13 protein-coding genes and 1 riboswitch are annotated in these 15471 nt (G+C 66.9%); of the genes, 10 read left to right on the forward strand and 3 right to left on the reverse strand.

Annotated features, from left to right (window positions below):
• Window positions 1-132: 132 nt before the first annotated feature.
• Window positions 133-1833, forward strand: coding sequence for a restriction endonuclease (locus M3C25_RS09775; protein WP_259856206.1), 1701 nt, complete (start codon window positions 133-135; stop codon window positions 1831-1833).
• A gap of 27 nt (window positions 1834-1860) precedes the next feature.
• Here the strand turns inward: M3C25_RS09775 and M3C25_RS09780 are convergent, their stop codons facing one another.
• Together M3C25_RS09780 and M3C25_RS09785 are read right to left on the reverse strand one after the other, a co-directional pair.
• Window positions 1861-3567, reverse strand: coding sequence for a DNA repair helicase XPB (locus M3C25_RS09780; protein ID WP_259799208.1), 1707 nt, complete (start codon window positions 3565-3567; stop codon window positions 1861-1863).
• Window positions 3564-5789, reverse strand: a complete 2226-nt coding sequence (locus M3C25_RS09785; RefSeq protein WP_259856208.1) for a helicase-associated domain-containing protein — start codon at window positions 5787-5789, stop codon at window positions 3564-3566. The genes M3C25_RS09780 and M3C25_RS09785 overlap by 4 nt, the downstream gene beginning before the upstream one ends.
• A gap of 101 nt (window positions 5790-5890) precedes the next feature.
• On the opposite strand from M3C25_RS09785, the gene M3C25_RS09790 reads away from it, so the two are divergent.
• From M3C25_RS09790 to M3C25_RS09810, 5 genes are all read left to right on the forward strand, one after another.
• Entirely contained in the window at window positions 5891-6157 is a 267-nt protein-coding gene (locus M3C25_RS09790; RefSeq protein WP_170274433.1) for a hypothetical protein, read from the forward strand.
• A 170-nt stretch (window positions 6158-6327) separates the two neighbouring features.
• Window positions 6328-6696 (forward strand): cold-shock protein, encoded by a 369-nt coding sequence (locus M3C25_RS09795; protein WP_102161941.1) that lies wholly within the window; start codon window positions 6328-6330, stop codon window positions 6694-6696.
• Window positions 6696-7820 (forward strand): DUF3027 domain-containing protein, encoded by a 1125-nt coding sequence (locus tag M3C25_RS09800; RefSeq protein WP_259856211.1) that lies wholly within the window; start codon window positions 6696-6698, stop codon window positions 7818-7820. Before M3C25_RS09795 ends, M3C25_RS09800 begins: the two co-directional genes overlap by 1 nt.
• Complete coding sequence (locus M3C25_RS09805; RefSeq protein WP_259856213.1) at window positions 7817-9082, forward strand: MFS transporter; 1266 nt, start codon at window positions 7817-7819, stop codon at window positions 9080-9082. The genes M3C25_RS09800 and M3C25_RS09805 overlap by 4 nt, the downstream gene beginning before the upstream one ends.
• Window positions 9083-9210: 128 nt before the next feature.
• Entirely contained in the window at window positions 9211-9711 is a 501-nt protein-coding gene (locus M3C25_RS09810) for a DUF456 domain-containing protein (protein ID WP_102161938.1), read from the forward strand.
• Between the two features lie 85 nt (window positions 9712-9796).
• Here M3C25_RS09810 and serC read toward each other — a convergent pair whose 3' ends face one another.
• On the reverse strand, window positions 9797-10933 hold the full coding sequence (gene serC / locus M3C25_RS09815) for a phosphoserine transaminase (protein ID WP_375545119.1): 1137 nt from the start codon (window positions 10931-10933) through the stop codon (window positions 9797-9799).
• A gap of 63 nt (window positions 10934-10996) precedes the next feature.
• Between serC and pdxH the strand changes: the two genes are divergently transcribed.
• The 4 genes from pdxH (at window position 10997) to M3C25_RS09835 (ending at window position 15443) form a co-directional block, all read left to right on the forward strand.
• Window positions 10997-11695, forward strand: a complete 699-nt coding sequence (gene pdxH / locus M3C25_RS09820; RefSeq protein ID WP_165883602.1) for a pyridoxamine 5'-phosphate oxidase — start codon at window positions 10997-10999, stop codon at window positions 11693-11695.
• 143 nt (window positions 11696-11838) lie between these two features.
• Window positions 11839-13305 (forward strand): aldehyde dehydrogenase family protein, encoded by a 1467-nt coding sequence (locus M3C25_RS09825; RefSeq protein ID WP_259856216.1) that lies wholly within the window; start codon window positions 11839-11841, stop codon window positions 13303-13305.
• A gap of 231 nt (window positions 13306-13536) precedes the next feature.
• Entirely contained in the window at window positions 13537-14223 is a 687-nt protein-coding gene (locus tag M3C25_RS09830; RefSeq protein ID WP_259856218.1) for an iron-dependent transcriptional repressor DtxR, read from the forward strand.
• Window positions 14224-14478: 255 nt separating this feature from the next.
• Window positions 14479-14626: riboswitch (cyclic di-AMP (ydaO/yuaA leader) on the forward strand.
• 1 nt (window position 14627) lies between these two features.
• Window positions 14628-15443, forward strand: a complete 816-nt coding sequence (locus tag M3C25_RS09835; RefSeq protein WP_259856220.1) for a C40 family peptidase — start codon at window positions 14628-14630, stop codon at window positions 15441-15443.
• The last annotated feature ends 28 nt before the right edge of the window (window positions 15444-15471 follow it).

Consider the following 15471-nt stretch of genomic DNA (forward strand, 5'->3'; position numbering starts at 1 on the left):
TTGCGGGCCGTCGGTACTGAGCCTGGCAGCCGCTATCGGTGAGATTGGAAGCCAAATATGGGGTGGCTTAGAAGAGTGTTTGCGTCGGACGCTAGCAGGCCGGCGGACAGTACGGCTCCGGAGACGAGCAGCGTGAAGGCATCACCGGAAAGCTCGAATAGCAGAAAAGCGCGGATTGCTCAGCCGGCCCAGAACGATCGAATCGAGTGTGAAGCTCGGCAATACCAGGCGGAGATCGAGAAGATTTCGCTAGCTTCACTTGACTGCGGCGAATATTGCGAACACATCGCCGAAATCTTTTCGGCGATGGAGTTGCATGAGGACATGGGTTTAACGCAGATCAGGCGAGGTCTGCGTCGTGCATGCGAAACTCGAATGGTGGCACAGGACGTCGAACTTTCGGACTACTTCGATACGCGCTGGCAAGAGATCCTGGCAGAGGCCGTTGCTGACGTACTCGGCGTCGCCTCAAAACGACAGACGGCGAACCGAAGGTATTCTGGGATGCCCTATGTCGATTGGATTTCAGACTGGCCATGGTCCTTCGAGTTGTGGCGATGCAACGCAAACGGATCTCCTGAGAAGCTACTCGGAACCCATGAGGAATCACAAGCTTCAGTGGCGGCCACAATGCTGCTGGACGTGCGCACGTTCAGGCTCCTCACGTCTATGCTCGCCGAATCAGCCGGTCGAAATCCCGACGATCCGTTAATCGGTCTTGCTATTGCTGAATGCGCAGGTCGTATTCGCGTTGAGGCGGGTAGAGAAGGATCGGAACTATCTGGAGAAGAAGTCCATCAGCTGATAGCAGAAGCTCAAAGCATCGTTGCAGTCGTCGACCTACTTGAAGCCGGCGACATCGATTTTTACGATCTCGTCAGCTTGTCGGACGGCGAGCAGGCCCGAAGTTTTGATTCTAGGCGTTCCTCCGCGAACTGTGGTTATGAAGAAAGTAGCGATAGCGCCTTTTCTGTCTCGCAACGGAAGGGAAGCTCTTCCATGGTCGCCGCGGCGAACAAGCTCAGTGCGGCTGAAGTCGATGGTCTTCTCCAACAGGCGCGGAGATGCTTGCAGGGGAGGGGTGCAAAGGCCCTGGCGAGAGAGTCCGTTAATGAAGTGTGTGAGAACGTTAAAGTTGAGGCAGATCTAGCGCCAAGCAGCGTTCTCTGGCGCTACGGTAATCAGATCCTTTCGTGTGCCGTGGAATCTGCTCTAGAACGCAGAACTGATTCGCTCCTATTGGCCCAGGAGGAGCAGGTCGAGCGTGCGCGCAAAATTATCACGCGCCTGGAGTGGATGCGTTTGAACAAGGTCTGGGACGAGCGGGGTGGAGGGTCTGCATTCAGAGAGCGATTCTCTGGCAAGGAGGCCCCGAGCGTCAGGGAGTTCATCTCGTACCTGCAGGAAAAAGGTAGTCCTCTTGATGCTCCGCTGGTGAGGAGGGAAAAACCTTCATTTGTCGCTTTCACAGATTTTCGAGTGTATGAAGAACAAGCGCGCAAGTGGATGGTGTGGTTAGGCTTTGAAGATGCAGTTTTGACTCCGCCAGGTCCCGACGGTGGAATTGATATCGTCTCCGATGTTGCGGTAGCTCAGGTGAAGTTGTATGCAAGTCAAATCGGAATTGACAAGATCAATGAGTTTGCGGGAGCTTCAGCTCCTTACCCTGGTCGGATAATGATCTATTTTGCTGCGAGTGGCTACACGAAGAGTGCAGTTGCCCGCGCCGATCAGGCGCAGTCCGAGATTGCCTTGTTTGTGTTAACCCAATTCGATATTGAACCGGTGAACGAGGTCGCGCAGAACCTTTACGCTCACGCAGACCGGCTCTAGGCCACGACTCCGCCTCGCCGGCGGACTTCACCGCCCGAGCTGCTCGGCGTTGAGGATCGTGTAACTATATCCCTGCTCGGTGAGGAACCGGCGCCGGTGTGCGCCGAAGTGCTCGTCGACGGTCGAGGCCGCCACGACCGTATAGAAGGTCGCAGCTTCAGCATGCGGCTTGGGCCTGAGGATCCTCCCGAGGCGCTGGGCCTCCTCCTGCCGGGAGCCGAAGGAGCCGGAGACCTGGATGGCAACCGAAGCCTCGGGCAGGTCTACGGAGAAGTTCGCGACCTTCGAGACGACAAGCACCGAGATGTCCCCGGCGCGGAACTGCGCAAACAGCTCCGTGCGCTCCTGCACCGGCGTCTTGCCTGTCAGCACAGGTGCGTCGAGGGCCTCGCCGAGCTCTTCGAGCTGGTCGAGGTACTGGCCGATGACGAGCACCTGCTGGCCGGCGTGCTGGGCGGCGATCTTCTTGACCACCGGAATCTTCGCATCTGAAGCGGCTGCCAGCCGGTAGCGGTCCTCCCCATCGGCGTGTGCGTAGGCGCGCCGGGTGCCGGCATCGAGCCGGACGCGCACCTCGTAGCAGTGGGCTTCGGCGATGAAGCCCGCGGCCTCGATCTCCTTCCACGGCGCCTCGAACTGCTTGGGCCCGATGAGGGAGAAGACTTCCTCCTCCCGTCCGTCCTCGCGCACGAGCGTGGCGGTGAGTCCGAGCCTGCGGCGGGCCTGCAGCCCTGCGGTGAGCCGGAAGACCGGGGCCGGCAGCAGATGCACTTCGTCGTAGATCACCAGCCCCCAGTCGCGGGCATCGAGCAGCTCCAGGTGGAGGTAGGAGCCCTTCCGGCGGGTGGTGAGGACTTGGTAGGTCGCGATGGTGATCGGCCGGATCTCTTTGACCGAACCGGAATACTCGCCGATCTCCTCGGCGGTCAGGGTGGTGCGCCTGAGCAGCTCGGCCTTCCACTGCTTGGCCGCCACCGAGTTCGTCACGAGGATGAGCGTCGTCGTGCCGACGGCGGCCATCGTCGCCGCCCCGACGATCGTCTTGCCCGCTCCGCACGGCAGTACCACGACCCCGGACTCACCGTGGGTGAACGCATCGACGGCCCGCTGCTGGTACTCGCGCAGATGCCACCGTTGGCTGTCGCCCGAGGCACCGGCGCCGGTGCCCGAGGTGGGCCCTGCCTCGGTGCCGGTGTCCCCGGTGGTGGCCGACAGCTCGATCTCATGCTTCTCACCATCGACGTAGCCGGCGTGGTCGGAGACCGGGTGGTCAAGCCGCAGCAGCCGGTGCTTGAGCTCGCCGCGCTCCGAGGGGTGCACGCGCACCGTGTGCTCATCGATGCGGGTGCCCACCAGTGAGACGATCTCCGGATGCGTGATGAGCTCGCTCAGCAGATCCGCATCCTGGCTGTGCAGGACGAGCCCGTGGATGGGGGACTGCTCGAGGGTGAGGACCCCGAAGCGCTCCATTGTTTCGACGATGTCGAGCAGCAGCTCGTGCGGGACCGGGTGCTTGGCGTATTGGAGCAGTGCGTCGATGACGGATTCGGGATCGTGGCCGCTGGCCCGAGCGTTCCACAGCCCGAGCGGGGTGATCGTGTACGTATGGATGAGCTCGGGCGTCTTGGCCAGCTGCGCGAACGGGGCGATTGCGATCGCCGCCTCGGCAGCCTCCGGGTGGGTCGATTCGAGCAGCACGGTGCGATCGGCCTGGACGATGAGGGGGCCGTTCACAGGCTGTCCTTGTTGTCCGTGTCCTCGCTGCCCGTGCCCGAGGTGGGGGTTCCTGAGGCGGGGGTGTCCGAGGCGGGGGTGTCCGAGGCGAAGGTGGGTGTGGTGCCGCCGTCACCTGTGCCGGCGGGAGCGGCGGAGATGATGCGGGCGAGCCCGAAGGTCAGTTCGGTGTCGCGGGCCGGGCCGGTGCGGGCGCGCACCCGCCCGCCTGCCACCTGGATCGGGGCGATGCGGACCTGGCGCTGGGAACCCTCGCGGCCGACGACGGTGAGGTCGACCTCGGTGCCGGTGGCTGCGGCTTCGCGCAGCACATCGGCAATCGTCGACGGTGATTCGGTCTCCGGTTCCTCGCTGCCGGAGCGCAGGGAGGAGATATAGGAGGACAAGCGCGAGTCAGGCACTCGGGTGGTGCGCCGGGTGGTGGCCGGCCGGCGGGCGAGGCTGGCTGCGCGCGGGGGAGCGGGGTTCTCTGGGGCGGCGGCCATCGTCTGGTATTCGGCGGCTTCGAGCAGCATCGCCAGCCGTTCGCGCGAGACGTTTGAGACCGCGACCGTCGCGCTCAAGCGGGTGAGCCCGGCGGGGACGAGAGCGGAGTCGGCGAGCATCGCGGCGAGTTCGGCTTCGTCGTCGACGACAATGACGCTGCGGGCGGCAGCGATCTGGATGCGGCCGAGCCGCCCGGCTGTTTCGGTGATGAGGAACTCGAGCGGCTGGGGCAGCGTGTCCTGTCCGGTGACCTCGCGCAGCCGGGCGGTGATGTCATCGGCGCGGAGCCCGGACTTCAGGGCATCGGCAATCGTCGTCTCGGTGAACCGGTACACGGTGCCCTGCCCGCGGGTGTCGACCTCGGCGATCTCGGTGAGCGCGGCATGGACCTGCGGGGCCAGCGGCCCGGTGGCGATCGCAGTGAGATCGGATTGGACGACCACCTGCGTCTGCAGCTGAGGCAGGATCCCGTCGACCCGGGCGGGAATCGATTCGGGCACCGAGATCGCAGTGATGTCAAAGCCGGTGACGGCACGGGCGGTGTCCATCGCCTCTGCGAGGTGCGTGGTGAGTACCTTCCCGAGTCGGGTGAGGGCGTGGGCGTGGCCATCAGCCAGCGGGGTGCACAGCAGCCCGAGCAGCGCGGCTTCGTCGATGAGCCGCGTGAGCGTGGCGGTGCTGGCGGCGGCCAGCAGCGGGTGGCGCCATTGGATGTGGGCGATGAGCAGATCATCGGGCACCGCCAGATGGGTGCCATCGTCTCCAGCGCTGCCGCCGCCAGCTGAGTCGTCTGTCAGTTCCGCCAGCGTGTGCAGCAGCGCGTACCGGGCGTGCGGCAGCGGCGGCTGGGACTGCGGGAACCCGGCATAGGCGGCCTTGCGGTGCAGCCCGGCCGAGGCGGCCAGCGACTGCAGCCGGTCCCCGCGCTCGGTGCTCCCGGCCAGCACATGGGTCGTATCGACGGCACCGGTGAGCCAGGTCTGCAGCAGCATCGCGTAGACCTCGCTGCGCTCGGCGGCGAGCACTGTGTCGAAGGCCGCAGTCGGCAGCCAGCGCGGATCGAGATCAGTCCCGCCGATGCCCAGCAGCCCGGCGGCTGCGGCCAGTTCGGTCAGCATCACCGCATCAGGAAAGCTCGCCCCGAGTGCGCGGGCAATGGCCTGCATATCGCGTTTGCCGGCCCCGCCGCTGGTGAGCTGGGAGACCTCATGAGAGGTGAAAGCGTCGACAGCCGAGAGCACCCCGGACACCGTCGCCGAGGCGGCCGCTGCCTCGGCATTGGCAGCGAGCGCTTCGGAGACCGGCCGGGTGTATTCGGCCGGATCGGCCGGGGCGGTGGCTGCCACCCAGTCCGGGGGAGAGCGCAGCTCCGCCGCCGAGGTCGGCAGCAGGCTCATCGTCTCCGCATGCGTGCGATATGCACGATCCCCGACCGGCCACAACAGCCCGCGGGTCTTGAGCGTCTCCACCACCTCGGGCGCGGCCGCCAGCGTGGATGCCGGCACGGCAGGATCGACACGGGTCGCACACGCCGCCCGGTGCACCGCCTGCAGGGCGGCCGTGTCGAGGGATTCGAGACCGGTGGCCACCGCGGTGCGCGACCCGGCGGCCGCGGCGACATCGCGCAGCCGGGGCAGGTCGGTGCGCATGAGGTCCCGGCGGGCGCGGGAGAACGCAGCGAAGTCCGCATCGGGAAGCTCGCGCAGCCAGGCGGCGAAGGAGGTCAGCGTAGCCATCGAACCCAGTCTAGTACCGCCGCCGCACCCGGCCCGGGCCTCGGCTACAATGGTCTGGCCAGCCGCAACAGGCCCGAACGCAGCAGAAGGAGGTGGCCACGGTGAGCGCACACGCACAGAACGCACAGACGCAGACGGCACCGCCGCACAGGCGTGCGAGTTCGCGCGCCGATGCCGCGCTCACAGCAGCTGCGGTGATCTTCTCGCTCATCGGGGTGCTTGCGATCGCGGTCGTGCTCATCCAGGCCGCCATGCAGGCCAGACCCTCGGCGCTCATGACCTACACGGGAATGATCTGCCTGCCGATCGGGTTTGCAGGAATGCTGGCCGTGCTCATCCGCGCCACACTGCGCCGCCGCAGCAGCTGAACCGGCCCGCCGGAGCCCACCGCCCGGCCCGCCAGCACACGACAGCCACCCGGCACCCGCGGCACACACCGCACCACCGGCCCACCGGCCGCACCACCCCACCAACTCAGAACAATCCGCTTCTGCTGCGGCACACCTGCCGCCAGAAGCCACGTATGTGAAAGGACGCTATGCCCACCGGACGCGTGAAATGGTTCGACGAAGGCAAGGGATTCGGCTTCGTCACCGCCGATGACGGCGAACAGATCTTCCTCCACGGCTCCGCCCTGCCCGCCGGAGCGCAGGTGCGCACCGGCACCCGCCTGGACTTCGACATCGTCGACGGCCGCAAGGGCAAGCAGGTGCTCAAGGCCCGCGTGCTCGACGCCCCGCGCAAGGTCCGCCGCGACCCGGAGAAGATGGTCGTCATGGTCGAAGACGTCATCCGCCTCCTCGACGACACCGCCGCCGGCCTGCGCCGCGGCCGGTACCCCGATTCGGCACATTCGCATAAGGTGGCAGAAGTGCTCCGCGCGATCGCCGATGACCTGGAGGGTTGATGTCGCACCTGTTCGATGCCTGGCTAGAGGACATGCGGGCCAGCCTCAGCCGCACAGGCGCCAGCCCCGCTGACTCCGGCGAGCCGGCTGCCGCCGCCGCGCCCGAGGCGGGGGAACCGGAAGCTGCCGCAGCTGCGGATCCGCAGTCGGCTGAGACCGCCGCCGAGGCGCCGCGCACCTCCCGCAGGTCCGCGAAGATCGCCGACGACGCGCTGCTGCTCGCCGCCGTCGACATCGCCCGCGAGGCCATCGCCGAGGCGGCCGAAGCCGAGCACATCGGTGGGCACCTGTCCGCTGTCATGGAGGGCCAGCGCCTGGCCACCCACGCGTTCGCCTGCACGATGCCCGGCTACCGCGGCTGGCACTGGGTCGCCGTGCTCGCCCGGGCGCCGCGGTCGAAGAAGGTCACCGTGTGTGAGACCGCGCTGCTGCCCGGTGAAGACGCGCTCGTGGCACCGCGCTGGGTGCCGTGGTCTGAGCGCCTGCAGCCCGGTGACATGAGCGCCCGCGATGTGCTGCCGAAGGTGCTTGACGACCCGAACCTCGAGCAGGGCTTCGAACAGGTCGGCGGTGAGGACACCGGACTCGGCCCCGATGACGAGATCGACCAGATCCCCAACTTCGAATGGGGACTCGGGCGTCGCCGCGTGCTCTCCCGTGAGGGCATCGCCAACGCCGCGACCCGCTGGGAGAACTCCGACGCAGGCCCCGAGGGCGACTTCGCCCGCCGCGCCTCTGCCCACTGCTCGACCTGCGGCTACCTCATGCCGATGGCCGGCTCCCTGCGCACGCAGTTCGGCGTGTGCGCCAACGAATGGTCGCCCTTCGACGGCCGCGTCGTCGCCCTCGACAACGGATGCGGCGCGCACTCGGAGACCGACGAGCGGCGCAAGCCCGAACCGATCCCCGACCCGGTCATCGACGACTTGGACGAGGACTTCGACATGGTCGCCACCACTAGCGACGACGACTCCGGCAGCACTGAGCAGTCCGACAGCAGCGAACAGCCCGGCACCAGCGAGACCAGCGGTGCGGACACGGCACAGCCGGCCACCGCCTCGGGAGCGGCAGAGGCCAACACCGCCGCCGAACCCGAACGCGAGGAGGCACACGCCAGCCGATGAGCTCGATGTTCCGGTCGCTGAGCGAGCCCAACTACCGCCGGTGGTTCTCGGGTGCGCTGGTGTCGAACACCGGAACGTGGATGCAGCGCACGGCGCAGGACTGGATCGTCCTTACCCAGCTGACCGACAACGACGCGACCGCGCTCGGCATCTGCATGGCTCTGCAGCTGGGGCCGCAGCTCATCATGTTCCCCGTCGCCGGGGCGATCGCCGATAAGTTCCCCAAACGCAAGCTGCTCATCCTCACCCAGGCCCTCCTCGGTGCCTGCGGGCTGCTGCTCTTCGCGCTCGCCATCACCCACCTGCTCGTGCTCTGGCACGTCTACGTGCTCGCCTTCGCCCTCGGCATGGTCGCCACGATCGACAACCCCGCCCGGCAGGCCTTCGTCTCCGAGCTCGTCGGCGAGAAGCTGCTGCCCAACGCCGTCTCGCTCAACTCTGCCTCCTTCAACGGTGCGCGCATGTTCGGCCCGGCGATCGCCGGCGGGCTGACCGCACTCATCGGCGCCGAACCGGTGTTCCTCATCTCTGGGCTCGGCTTCGCCGCCACCATCGGGGTGCTCGTTACGCTCGACCGGTCGACGCTGCACTCGACGAGTGCCCGGAAGATGGGCAAGCGCGGGGTCCTCGGCGGGTTCACCTACATCCGCACCCGGCCTGACATCATCGTCGTGCTCACGATCCTCGGGATCGTCTCGACCTTCGGGTTCAACTTCAGCGTCTACACCGCCACGATGGCCAAGATCGAGTTCCACCAGGACGCCGGCGGGTTCGGGCTGCTGTCCTCGGTCATGGCGATCGGCTCGGTCGCCGGGGCGCTGACGGCCGCCAAGCGGGAGAAGCCGCGGCTGCGGATGGTCTTCGGTGCCGCCGGTGGGTTCGGGATCGCCTGCCTGCTCGCGGCGATGGCCCCGAGCTACTGGGCGTTCGCGATCGTGCTCACCGGCGTCGGCTTCTCCGCGATCACAATGATGACCTCAGCGAACGCCTATGTGCAGACGACGACGCCGGCCGGCTACCGCGGTAGGGTCATGGCGATCTACGCCGCCGTCGTCATGGGCGGCACCCCGATCGGCGCACCGGTCGCCGGCATCGTCGCCGACCTCCTCGGGCCCCGCGCTTCGCTCGTCGTCGGCGGGCTCTCGGGTGTCATCGGTCTGTCCGTGGGGCTGGGCTGGATGATCTTCGCCAAGCACCTGCGCGTCCACCGTCCCCGCCGGCGCCGCCGCCTCATCCACCTCAGCTACGACGGCAAACCCTGAGATCAACCGCACCCGAGGTGTGGGGCGGCCGGTCATCAGCCGGTACGGCGCGCCTGCCCAGGTCAGTGCCGGGAAGTGCTCGTACACTGAGGGCGCACCCTGTTCCCGAAACGTGAGGCCACCTGGCAGTGAACGCAGAGATCATCACGACCGTCCTCGTCGGACTGGCCATGCTCATCGGTTGCATCGGCATCATCGTCCCGGTGCTGCCCGGTTCCATTCTCATCGCCATCGCCGCGATCGTATGGGCCGTCGTCATCGGCACGGCCACCGGCTGGGTGACGCTGGCCGTCATCCTGGTGCTCGTCGGCATCGGCATGACCGCCTCGTGGGTGCTGACCGGCAAGCGGCTCAAGGCCCGGCAGATCCCGAACTCCTCGCTGGTGCTGGCCGCGATCTGCGCGTTCATCGGTTTCTTCGTCATCCCGGTCGTCGGGCTGTTCGTCGGCTTCATCGCCGGTCTCTACCTCGCCGAATTCCGGCGGCTGAAGGATCCGAAGGAATCGTGGCAGTCGAGCTGGACGGCGATCAAGGCACTCGGTATCGGCATCATCGTCGAGTTCTGCTGTGCGGCAGCCGCACTGACGGCCTTCGTCGTCGCCAACGCCATCTATTTCGTCAACGCCTGAGCTGAGACAGCCGAAACGGCCGGCCACCCCGCGGGGTGACCGGCCGTTCTCAGATCTGCTGGAGTAGGTCTGCTGGCTCAGGCGCTCATTTCGTGACGGCGGTGAGCACGAAGTCGATGCAGGCCAGCAGCGCCTTGACGTCCTCGGGCTCGACCGAGACGAAGGTGGCGATGCGCAGCTGGTTGCGGCCGAGCTTGCGGTAGGGCTCGACGTCGACGACGCCGTTGGCGCGCAGCATGTCGGCGACAACTGCCGCATCGATGGAGTCGTCGAAGTCGATCGTGCACACGACAGCCGACCGATCCGCAGGGTCGGTGACGAAGCAGGTGGCGACATCGGAGTTCTCCGCCCACCGGTAGACGAGCTCCGATGACGTCCGGGTCCGTTCGGTCGCCCAGGCGAGTCCGCCGTTGCCGTTGATCCACTCGATCTGCTCAGCCAGCAGCAGGAGAGTCGCGACTGCCGGGGTGTTGTAGGTCTGGTCCTTGCGTGAGTTCTCGATCGCGGTGACGAGGTCGAGGGAGGCTGGGATCCAGCGGCCGGAGTCCTTGATCTCATAGGCCCGTTCGATCGCGCGTGGGGACATGATCGCAATCCACAGACCGCCATCGGAGCCCATGTTCTTCTGCGGGGCAAAGTAGTAGACGTCCGTTTCGCGGATGTCGACCGGCAGGCCGCCGGCGCCCGAGGTCGCGTCGATGACGACGAGCGCATCATCAGCGATGCCAGCCGGCCGCCGGATCTCGGTGGCGACACCGGTGGAGGTCTCATTGTGCGGCCAGGCGTAGACATCGGCGCCAGCCACCGCCTCGGGAACGGCACCGGTGCCCGGCTCTGCGTCGAGGATCGCGGACTCCGCCAGGAACGGGGCTGTGTTCGTGGCCTTGGCGAACTTCGCGCCGAACTCGCCGAACTGGGCGTGGGCGGCCTTCTCGCGCACGAGCCCGAAGGTGGCGACATCCCAGAACACGGTCGATCCGCCGTTGCCGAGCACCACCTCGTAGCCGGCGGGCAGGTCGAACAGCTCGGCCAGGCCGGTGCGGATGCGGCTGACGAGCTTCTTGACCGGGGCCTTGCGGTGGGAGGTGCCGATCACCTCGCGCCCGGCAGCGGCCAGCGCCTTGAGCTGCGCATCGCGCACACGGGCAGGCCCGGAGCCGAAGCGGCCGTCGGCGGGCAGGAGTTCGGATGGGATCTTCACGGAATTCGGTGCATCACTCACCCCACCGATTCTACGACCCGCGCGTGAGAAGCCGGGGACGGGGTCGCGGAGTAGGCTTGGGCCATGACTTCCGAGACCCCCGAGACGCAGGCCGCCGGGCGCGAGACGATCGCCGACCTGGCCCGCCAGCGCGTCGAATACGGCAGCGACCATCTCGACGAGGTCGCAGCCGACCCGCACACCCAGTTCCGCACCTGGTTCGCTGAAGCCGAAGACGCCGTGACCGAACCGAACGCAATGCTGCTGGCCACTGCGGACGCCTCCGGCCCGGCCGCCCGCATCGTGCTGCTCAAGGGCTTCGATGCCAGCGGGTTCACCTTCTTCACCAACTACGACTCGGCCAAGGGCCGTCAGATCGCCGCCCAGCCGATCGTCGCGCTCACCTTCCCGTGGCTCGAGCTCCAGCGGCAGGTGCGCGTGCGCGGGATCGCCGAGCCGATCCCGGCAGCCGACTCCGATGCCTACTTCGCCGTGCGCCCGCGCGGGGCGCAGATCGGGGCGGTCGCCAGTCGGCAGTCGGCACCGGTGGCCAGCCGCGAGGCGATGCAGCAGGCCTATGATGACGCCGCCGCCCGCTACGACGGCACCGAGGTGGCCCGGCCTGAGAACTGGGGCGGCTACCGCGTGCGCGCCTTCGAGATCGAGTTCTGGCAGGGCCGGGCGAACCGCTTCCACGACCGCTTCGTCTACATGAGCACCGACGGACAGCCCGCAGACCTCGCCACCGCAGCCGACTGGTCGATCACCCGCCTCAACCCCTGAGCCGGCCACCGCCTCGGCGCCGGCCGCAGACCAAGGTGGGCCGCTGGGCGAACCGGTGCGTGACGCCGCTCACGCGGGGGATAGGATGAGCGCGACGGCCGCAGCGTCCGCGGCCACGTGAGCGAATCAGAGAGGATGCTGCCATGACACAGAACCAGCCGGCCGCCTACGGGCCCGACGAGCTGTTCGAGAACCTCATCGCCGGTCAGTGGGTCCCATCGGAGGACCGCAGCCGCAACATCAACCCCTCGGACACCTCAGATGTCCTCGGCCAGTTCGCCCGCGCCGACGCCGCCACCGTCGAACGCGCCATCGCCGCAGCCAGGGAATCCGCCGAGACCTGGGCGCACAGCCCCATCCAGCAGCGCTTCGACATCCTCGACACCACAGGCACGCTCATCAAGGAGCGCGCCGACCAGCTCGGCGAGCTGCTCGCCCGTGAAGAGGGCAAGCAGCTCAAGGAGGCCACCGCCGAGGTGCTGCGCGCCTCCCAGCTGTTCAAGTTCTTCGCCGGTGAGACGCTGCGCAACACCGGCGAGGTCGTCGACTCCGTGCGCCCCGGCCTGCGGGTGGAGATGATCCACGAGCCGGTCGGTGTGGTCGGCATTATCACCCCGTGGAACTTCCCGATCGCAATCCCGGCCTGGAAGATCGCCCCAGCACTCGCCTACGGCAACACGATCGTGTTCAAGCCCGCCGAGATCGTCCCGGCCAGCGCGCATGCGCTCGTGTGCATCCTGCGCGAGGCCGGCCTGCCCGACGGTGTGCTCAACCTCGTCATGGGCCCCGGCCGCGTGGTTGGGGATGCGATCTCGACCAGCCGCGACGTCGATGCGGTCACGTTCACCGGATCGGTCGGCGTGGGTGCCGGCGTCATCGCCAACGCCTCGGCCGCCGGGTCGAAGGTGCAGTGCGAGATGGGCGGGAAGAACCCGCTCATCGTGCTCGGCGACGCCGACCTCGATGCGGCCGCCGATGCCGCGATCAACGGTGCCTTCTTCTCCACCGGCCAGCGCTGCACCGCCTCCAGCCGCCTCATCGTCACCGCCGATGTCCACGATGAGTTCGTCGCCAAGCTCAGGGAGCGGATGACCGGACTGACCGTCGGTGACGCGCGTGCAGATTCGACGGTCATCGGCCCGGTCGTGTCGGCAGACCAGCTCAGGCAGGATGAGGAGTACATCCGCCTGGCCGCCGATGAGGGCGGCACCGTCCACGGCGGCGAGCGGGTCGAAGCCGACACCGAAGGCTACTTCCTCGCCCCGGCGCTGGTGACCGAGACGACCGAGGACATGACGATCAACAAGGAGGAGGTCTTCGGACCGGTCGCCAGTGTCATCAAGGTCGCTGACTATAACGAGGCCCTCGCGGTGGCCAACCGCACGACCTTCGGTCTGTCGTCGGGCATCTTCACCGGCTCCCTCGCACGCGCCGAGCACTTCAAGCGCCACTCCCAGGCCGGCATGGTGATGGTCAACGCCCCGACCGCCGGCGTCGACTACCACACGTCCTTCGGCGGACGGAAGGGCTCCAGCTACGGTCCGCGCGAACAGGGCCGGGCGGCACGGGAGTTCTTCACCGTGCACAAGACCATCTACGTCAACCCCTGAACGCGGCCTGACGGCTGTGACCCAGCAGGCGCCTCGGCCCCGGTCACGAAACGCCGCTGACGCTTCAGCACACGCCCCCAGCGTGCGCGCTGGAGCAGTGGCCGCAACGGATGCGCTCGGGATGATTTTTCACCCCACACGGCGTAAAATGGAACAGTTCCAGATAAAATGGCCGGGGTTTCCTGCTCCGGGATAGACTGGTGACAACCGGAAGGGAAATGGACCAAGCTCGTGAATGACCTCATCGATACCACCGAGATGTACCTCAAGGCCATCGTCGAACTTGAGGAACAGGGCGTGGCGCCGCTGCGCGCTCGCATCGCCGAGCGCCTCGACCACTCCGGTCCCACCGTGTCGCAGACCGTAGCCCGCATGGAGCGCGACGGCCTGCTCGTCGTCGGCTCCGACCGCCACCTTATCCTCACCCCCGAAGGCCGCGACCTGGCTACCTCGGTCATGCGCAAGCACCGGCTGGCCGAGCGGCTGCTCGCCGATGTCATCGGCCTGGACTGGGAGCTCGTCCACGACGAGGCCTGCCGCTGGGAGCACGTCATGAGCGACCAGGTCGAGGAGAAGCTCGTCGGCCTGCTGGAGAACCACACCACCAGCCCCTACGGCAACCCGGTGCCCAGTCGCGAATCCCTCGGCGAGGCGCCCAAGCCCAGCGCTGACATCGTCGCCCTGTCTGAGGCCTGTCCCGGTGACCGACGGTGCACGGTGACGATCGCGTGGATCGCTGAGCCGCTGCAGACCGATCACATGCTGCTCGGCCAGCTCAAGCAGACGGGCATCCTGCCCGGGGTCACCGTCGACTGCGAGCCGACCGGCGACTACCTGACGCTGCGCGCTCCCGATGTCGCGGATGTCCTCGACCTGCCGATCGAGACCGCCGCACACATCTTCGTCACCCAGGGGTGACAGACGCCTGCCCGGTTGGATGCAGCACGGGCTGAGATTACGGAAGCGCCGCGATTGCGGCGCTTCCGTAACATTTTCTTGAAAAATTTCTATGGCCTCTGACCTGGGCAGATACCTGCAAAGTCACGGCGCTGTTCATATCCTTGTGACAATAATGTGACATTTGGCCGCGATCTCGGTTACTGTAGCTACCGCGGGTTGAGACAACCCGCTTCTGCAACGAGAATCCGAGTGCCGCGCTCAGTGCAGAAGACAGACTTACAAGGACCGTTGCGGCAGCGGGGGAACCACCTTCGCTTCACCGGCCGCAGGCCGCGAAGCTCGGGGCTAAGTTCCAAGCCGGAACCGGGCAACTCCAGCTCGAGCCCGACAGCTCACCCCGTAGGTAATGGAGGAGAACTTTCGTGGCAGTAAAGACGCGTGGTCGCCGCCGGGCAGACGGTCCGGCCAAGACTCCACTCACTGAACTCACCGACGTCCTCGCCGCCAACTCCGGTGCAGTCGGACGTCGTGCGGCCGTCGTCGCCGCCGCCGGCGGTCTCATGGCGGCAGTCGCACTCCCGACCGCCAACTCGGCAGCTGAAGCCGATGGCAAGGTTGTCGCACAGGACTCCGAGGTCGATGAGGCCCCCGAGTTCGTCAACCAGGCCAGCGTCACCGCTCCCGATGCCGAGGATGGCAGCGACGCCCTGAAGACCTCGACCGCCGACATCGAGACCGGATCTGCCAAGGCCGCTCCGAGCCCGGAGCCCACCCAGACCAGCGCGCCGACGCAGACCCGCGACTCGGGTTCGGCATCGCGTGATTCGGGTGCCGCCTCGCGTGATTCGGACCGCTCCTCGAAGAACTCCGATGACGTCAAGATGCCCAGCGGCTCGAAGGCACAGCAGGTCATCGGCCTGGCCAAGCAGTACAGCGGCATCCCCTACAAGTGGGGCGGCACGACCACTGCCGGATTCGACTGCTCGGGATTCACCTCGTTCATCTACGGCAAGGTCGGCGTCAGCCTGCCCCGCACCTCGGGTGCGCAGAAGAGCGCAGGCACGATCGTGTCGAAGTCCGAAGCCAAGCCCGGCGACCTCATCTGGGCTCCCGGTCACGTCGGCATCTATGCCGGCAACGGCATGATGTACGACGCCCCGAGCAGCGGCAAGACCACCGGTTACCACTCCGCCGATTGGATGATGAAGAGGGGCGCCGTCTTCGTCCGCGTTCTCTGATCCTTGAGCTGAGTCCAGCGCCCTGCGC

Source organism: Brevibacterium luteolum (assembly GCF_025147615.1).
Classification (GTDB): Bacteria; Actinomycetota; Actinomycetes; order Actinomycetales; family Brevibacteriaceae; genus Brevibacterium; species Brevibacterium luteolum.

Coding starts and splice junctions, on each gene's coding strand:
- pdxH (WP_165883602.1), top strand. CDS start 10,997: ATGACTTCCGAGACCCCCGAGACGCAGGCCGCCGGGCGCGAGACGATC.
- M3C25_RS09795 (WP_102161941.1), top strand. CDS start 6,328: ATGCCCACCGGACGCGTGAAATGGTTCGACGAAGGCAAGGGATTCGGC.
- M3C25_RS09785 (WP_259856208.1), bottom strand. CDS start 5,789: ATGGCTACGCTGACCTCCTTCGCCGCCTGGCTGCGCGAGCTTCCCGAT.
- M3C25_RS09805 (WP_259856213.1), top strand. CDS start 7,817: ATGAGCTCGATGTTCCGGTCGCTGAGCGAGCCCAACTACCGCCGGTGG.
- M3C25_RS09800 (WP_259856211.1), top strand. CDS start 6,696: ATGTCGCACCTGTTCGATGCCTGGCTAGAGGACATGCGGGCCAGCCTC.
- M3C25_RS09825 (WP_259856216.1), top strand. CDS start 11,839: ATGACACAGAACCAGCCGGCCGCCTACGGGCCCGACGAGCTGTTCGAG.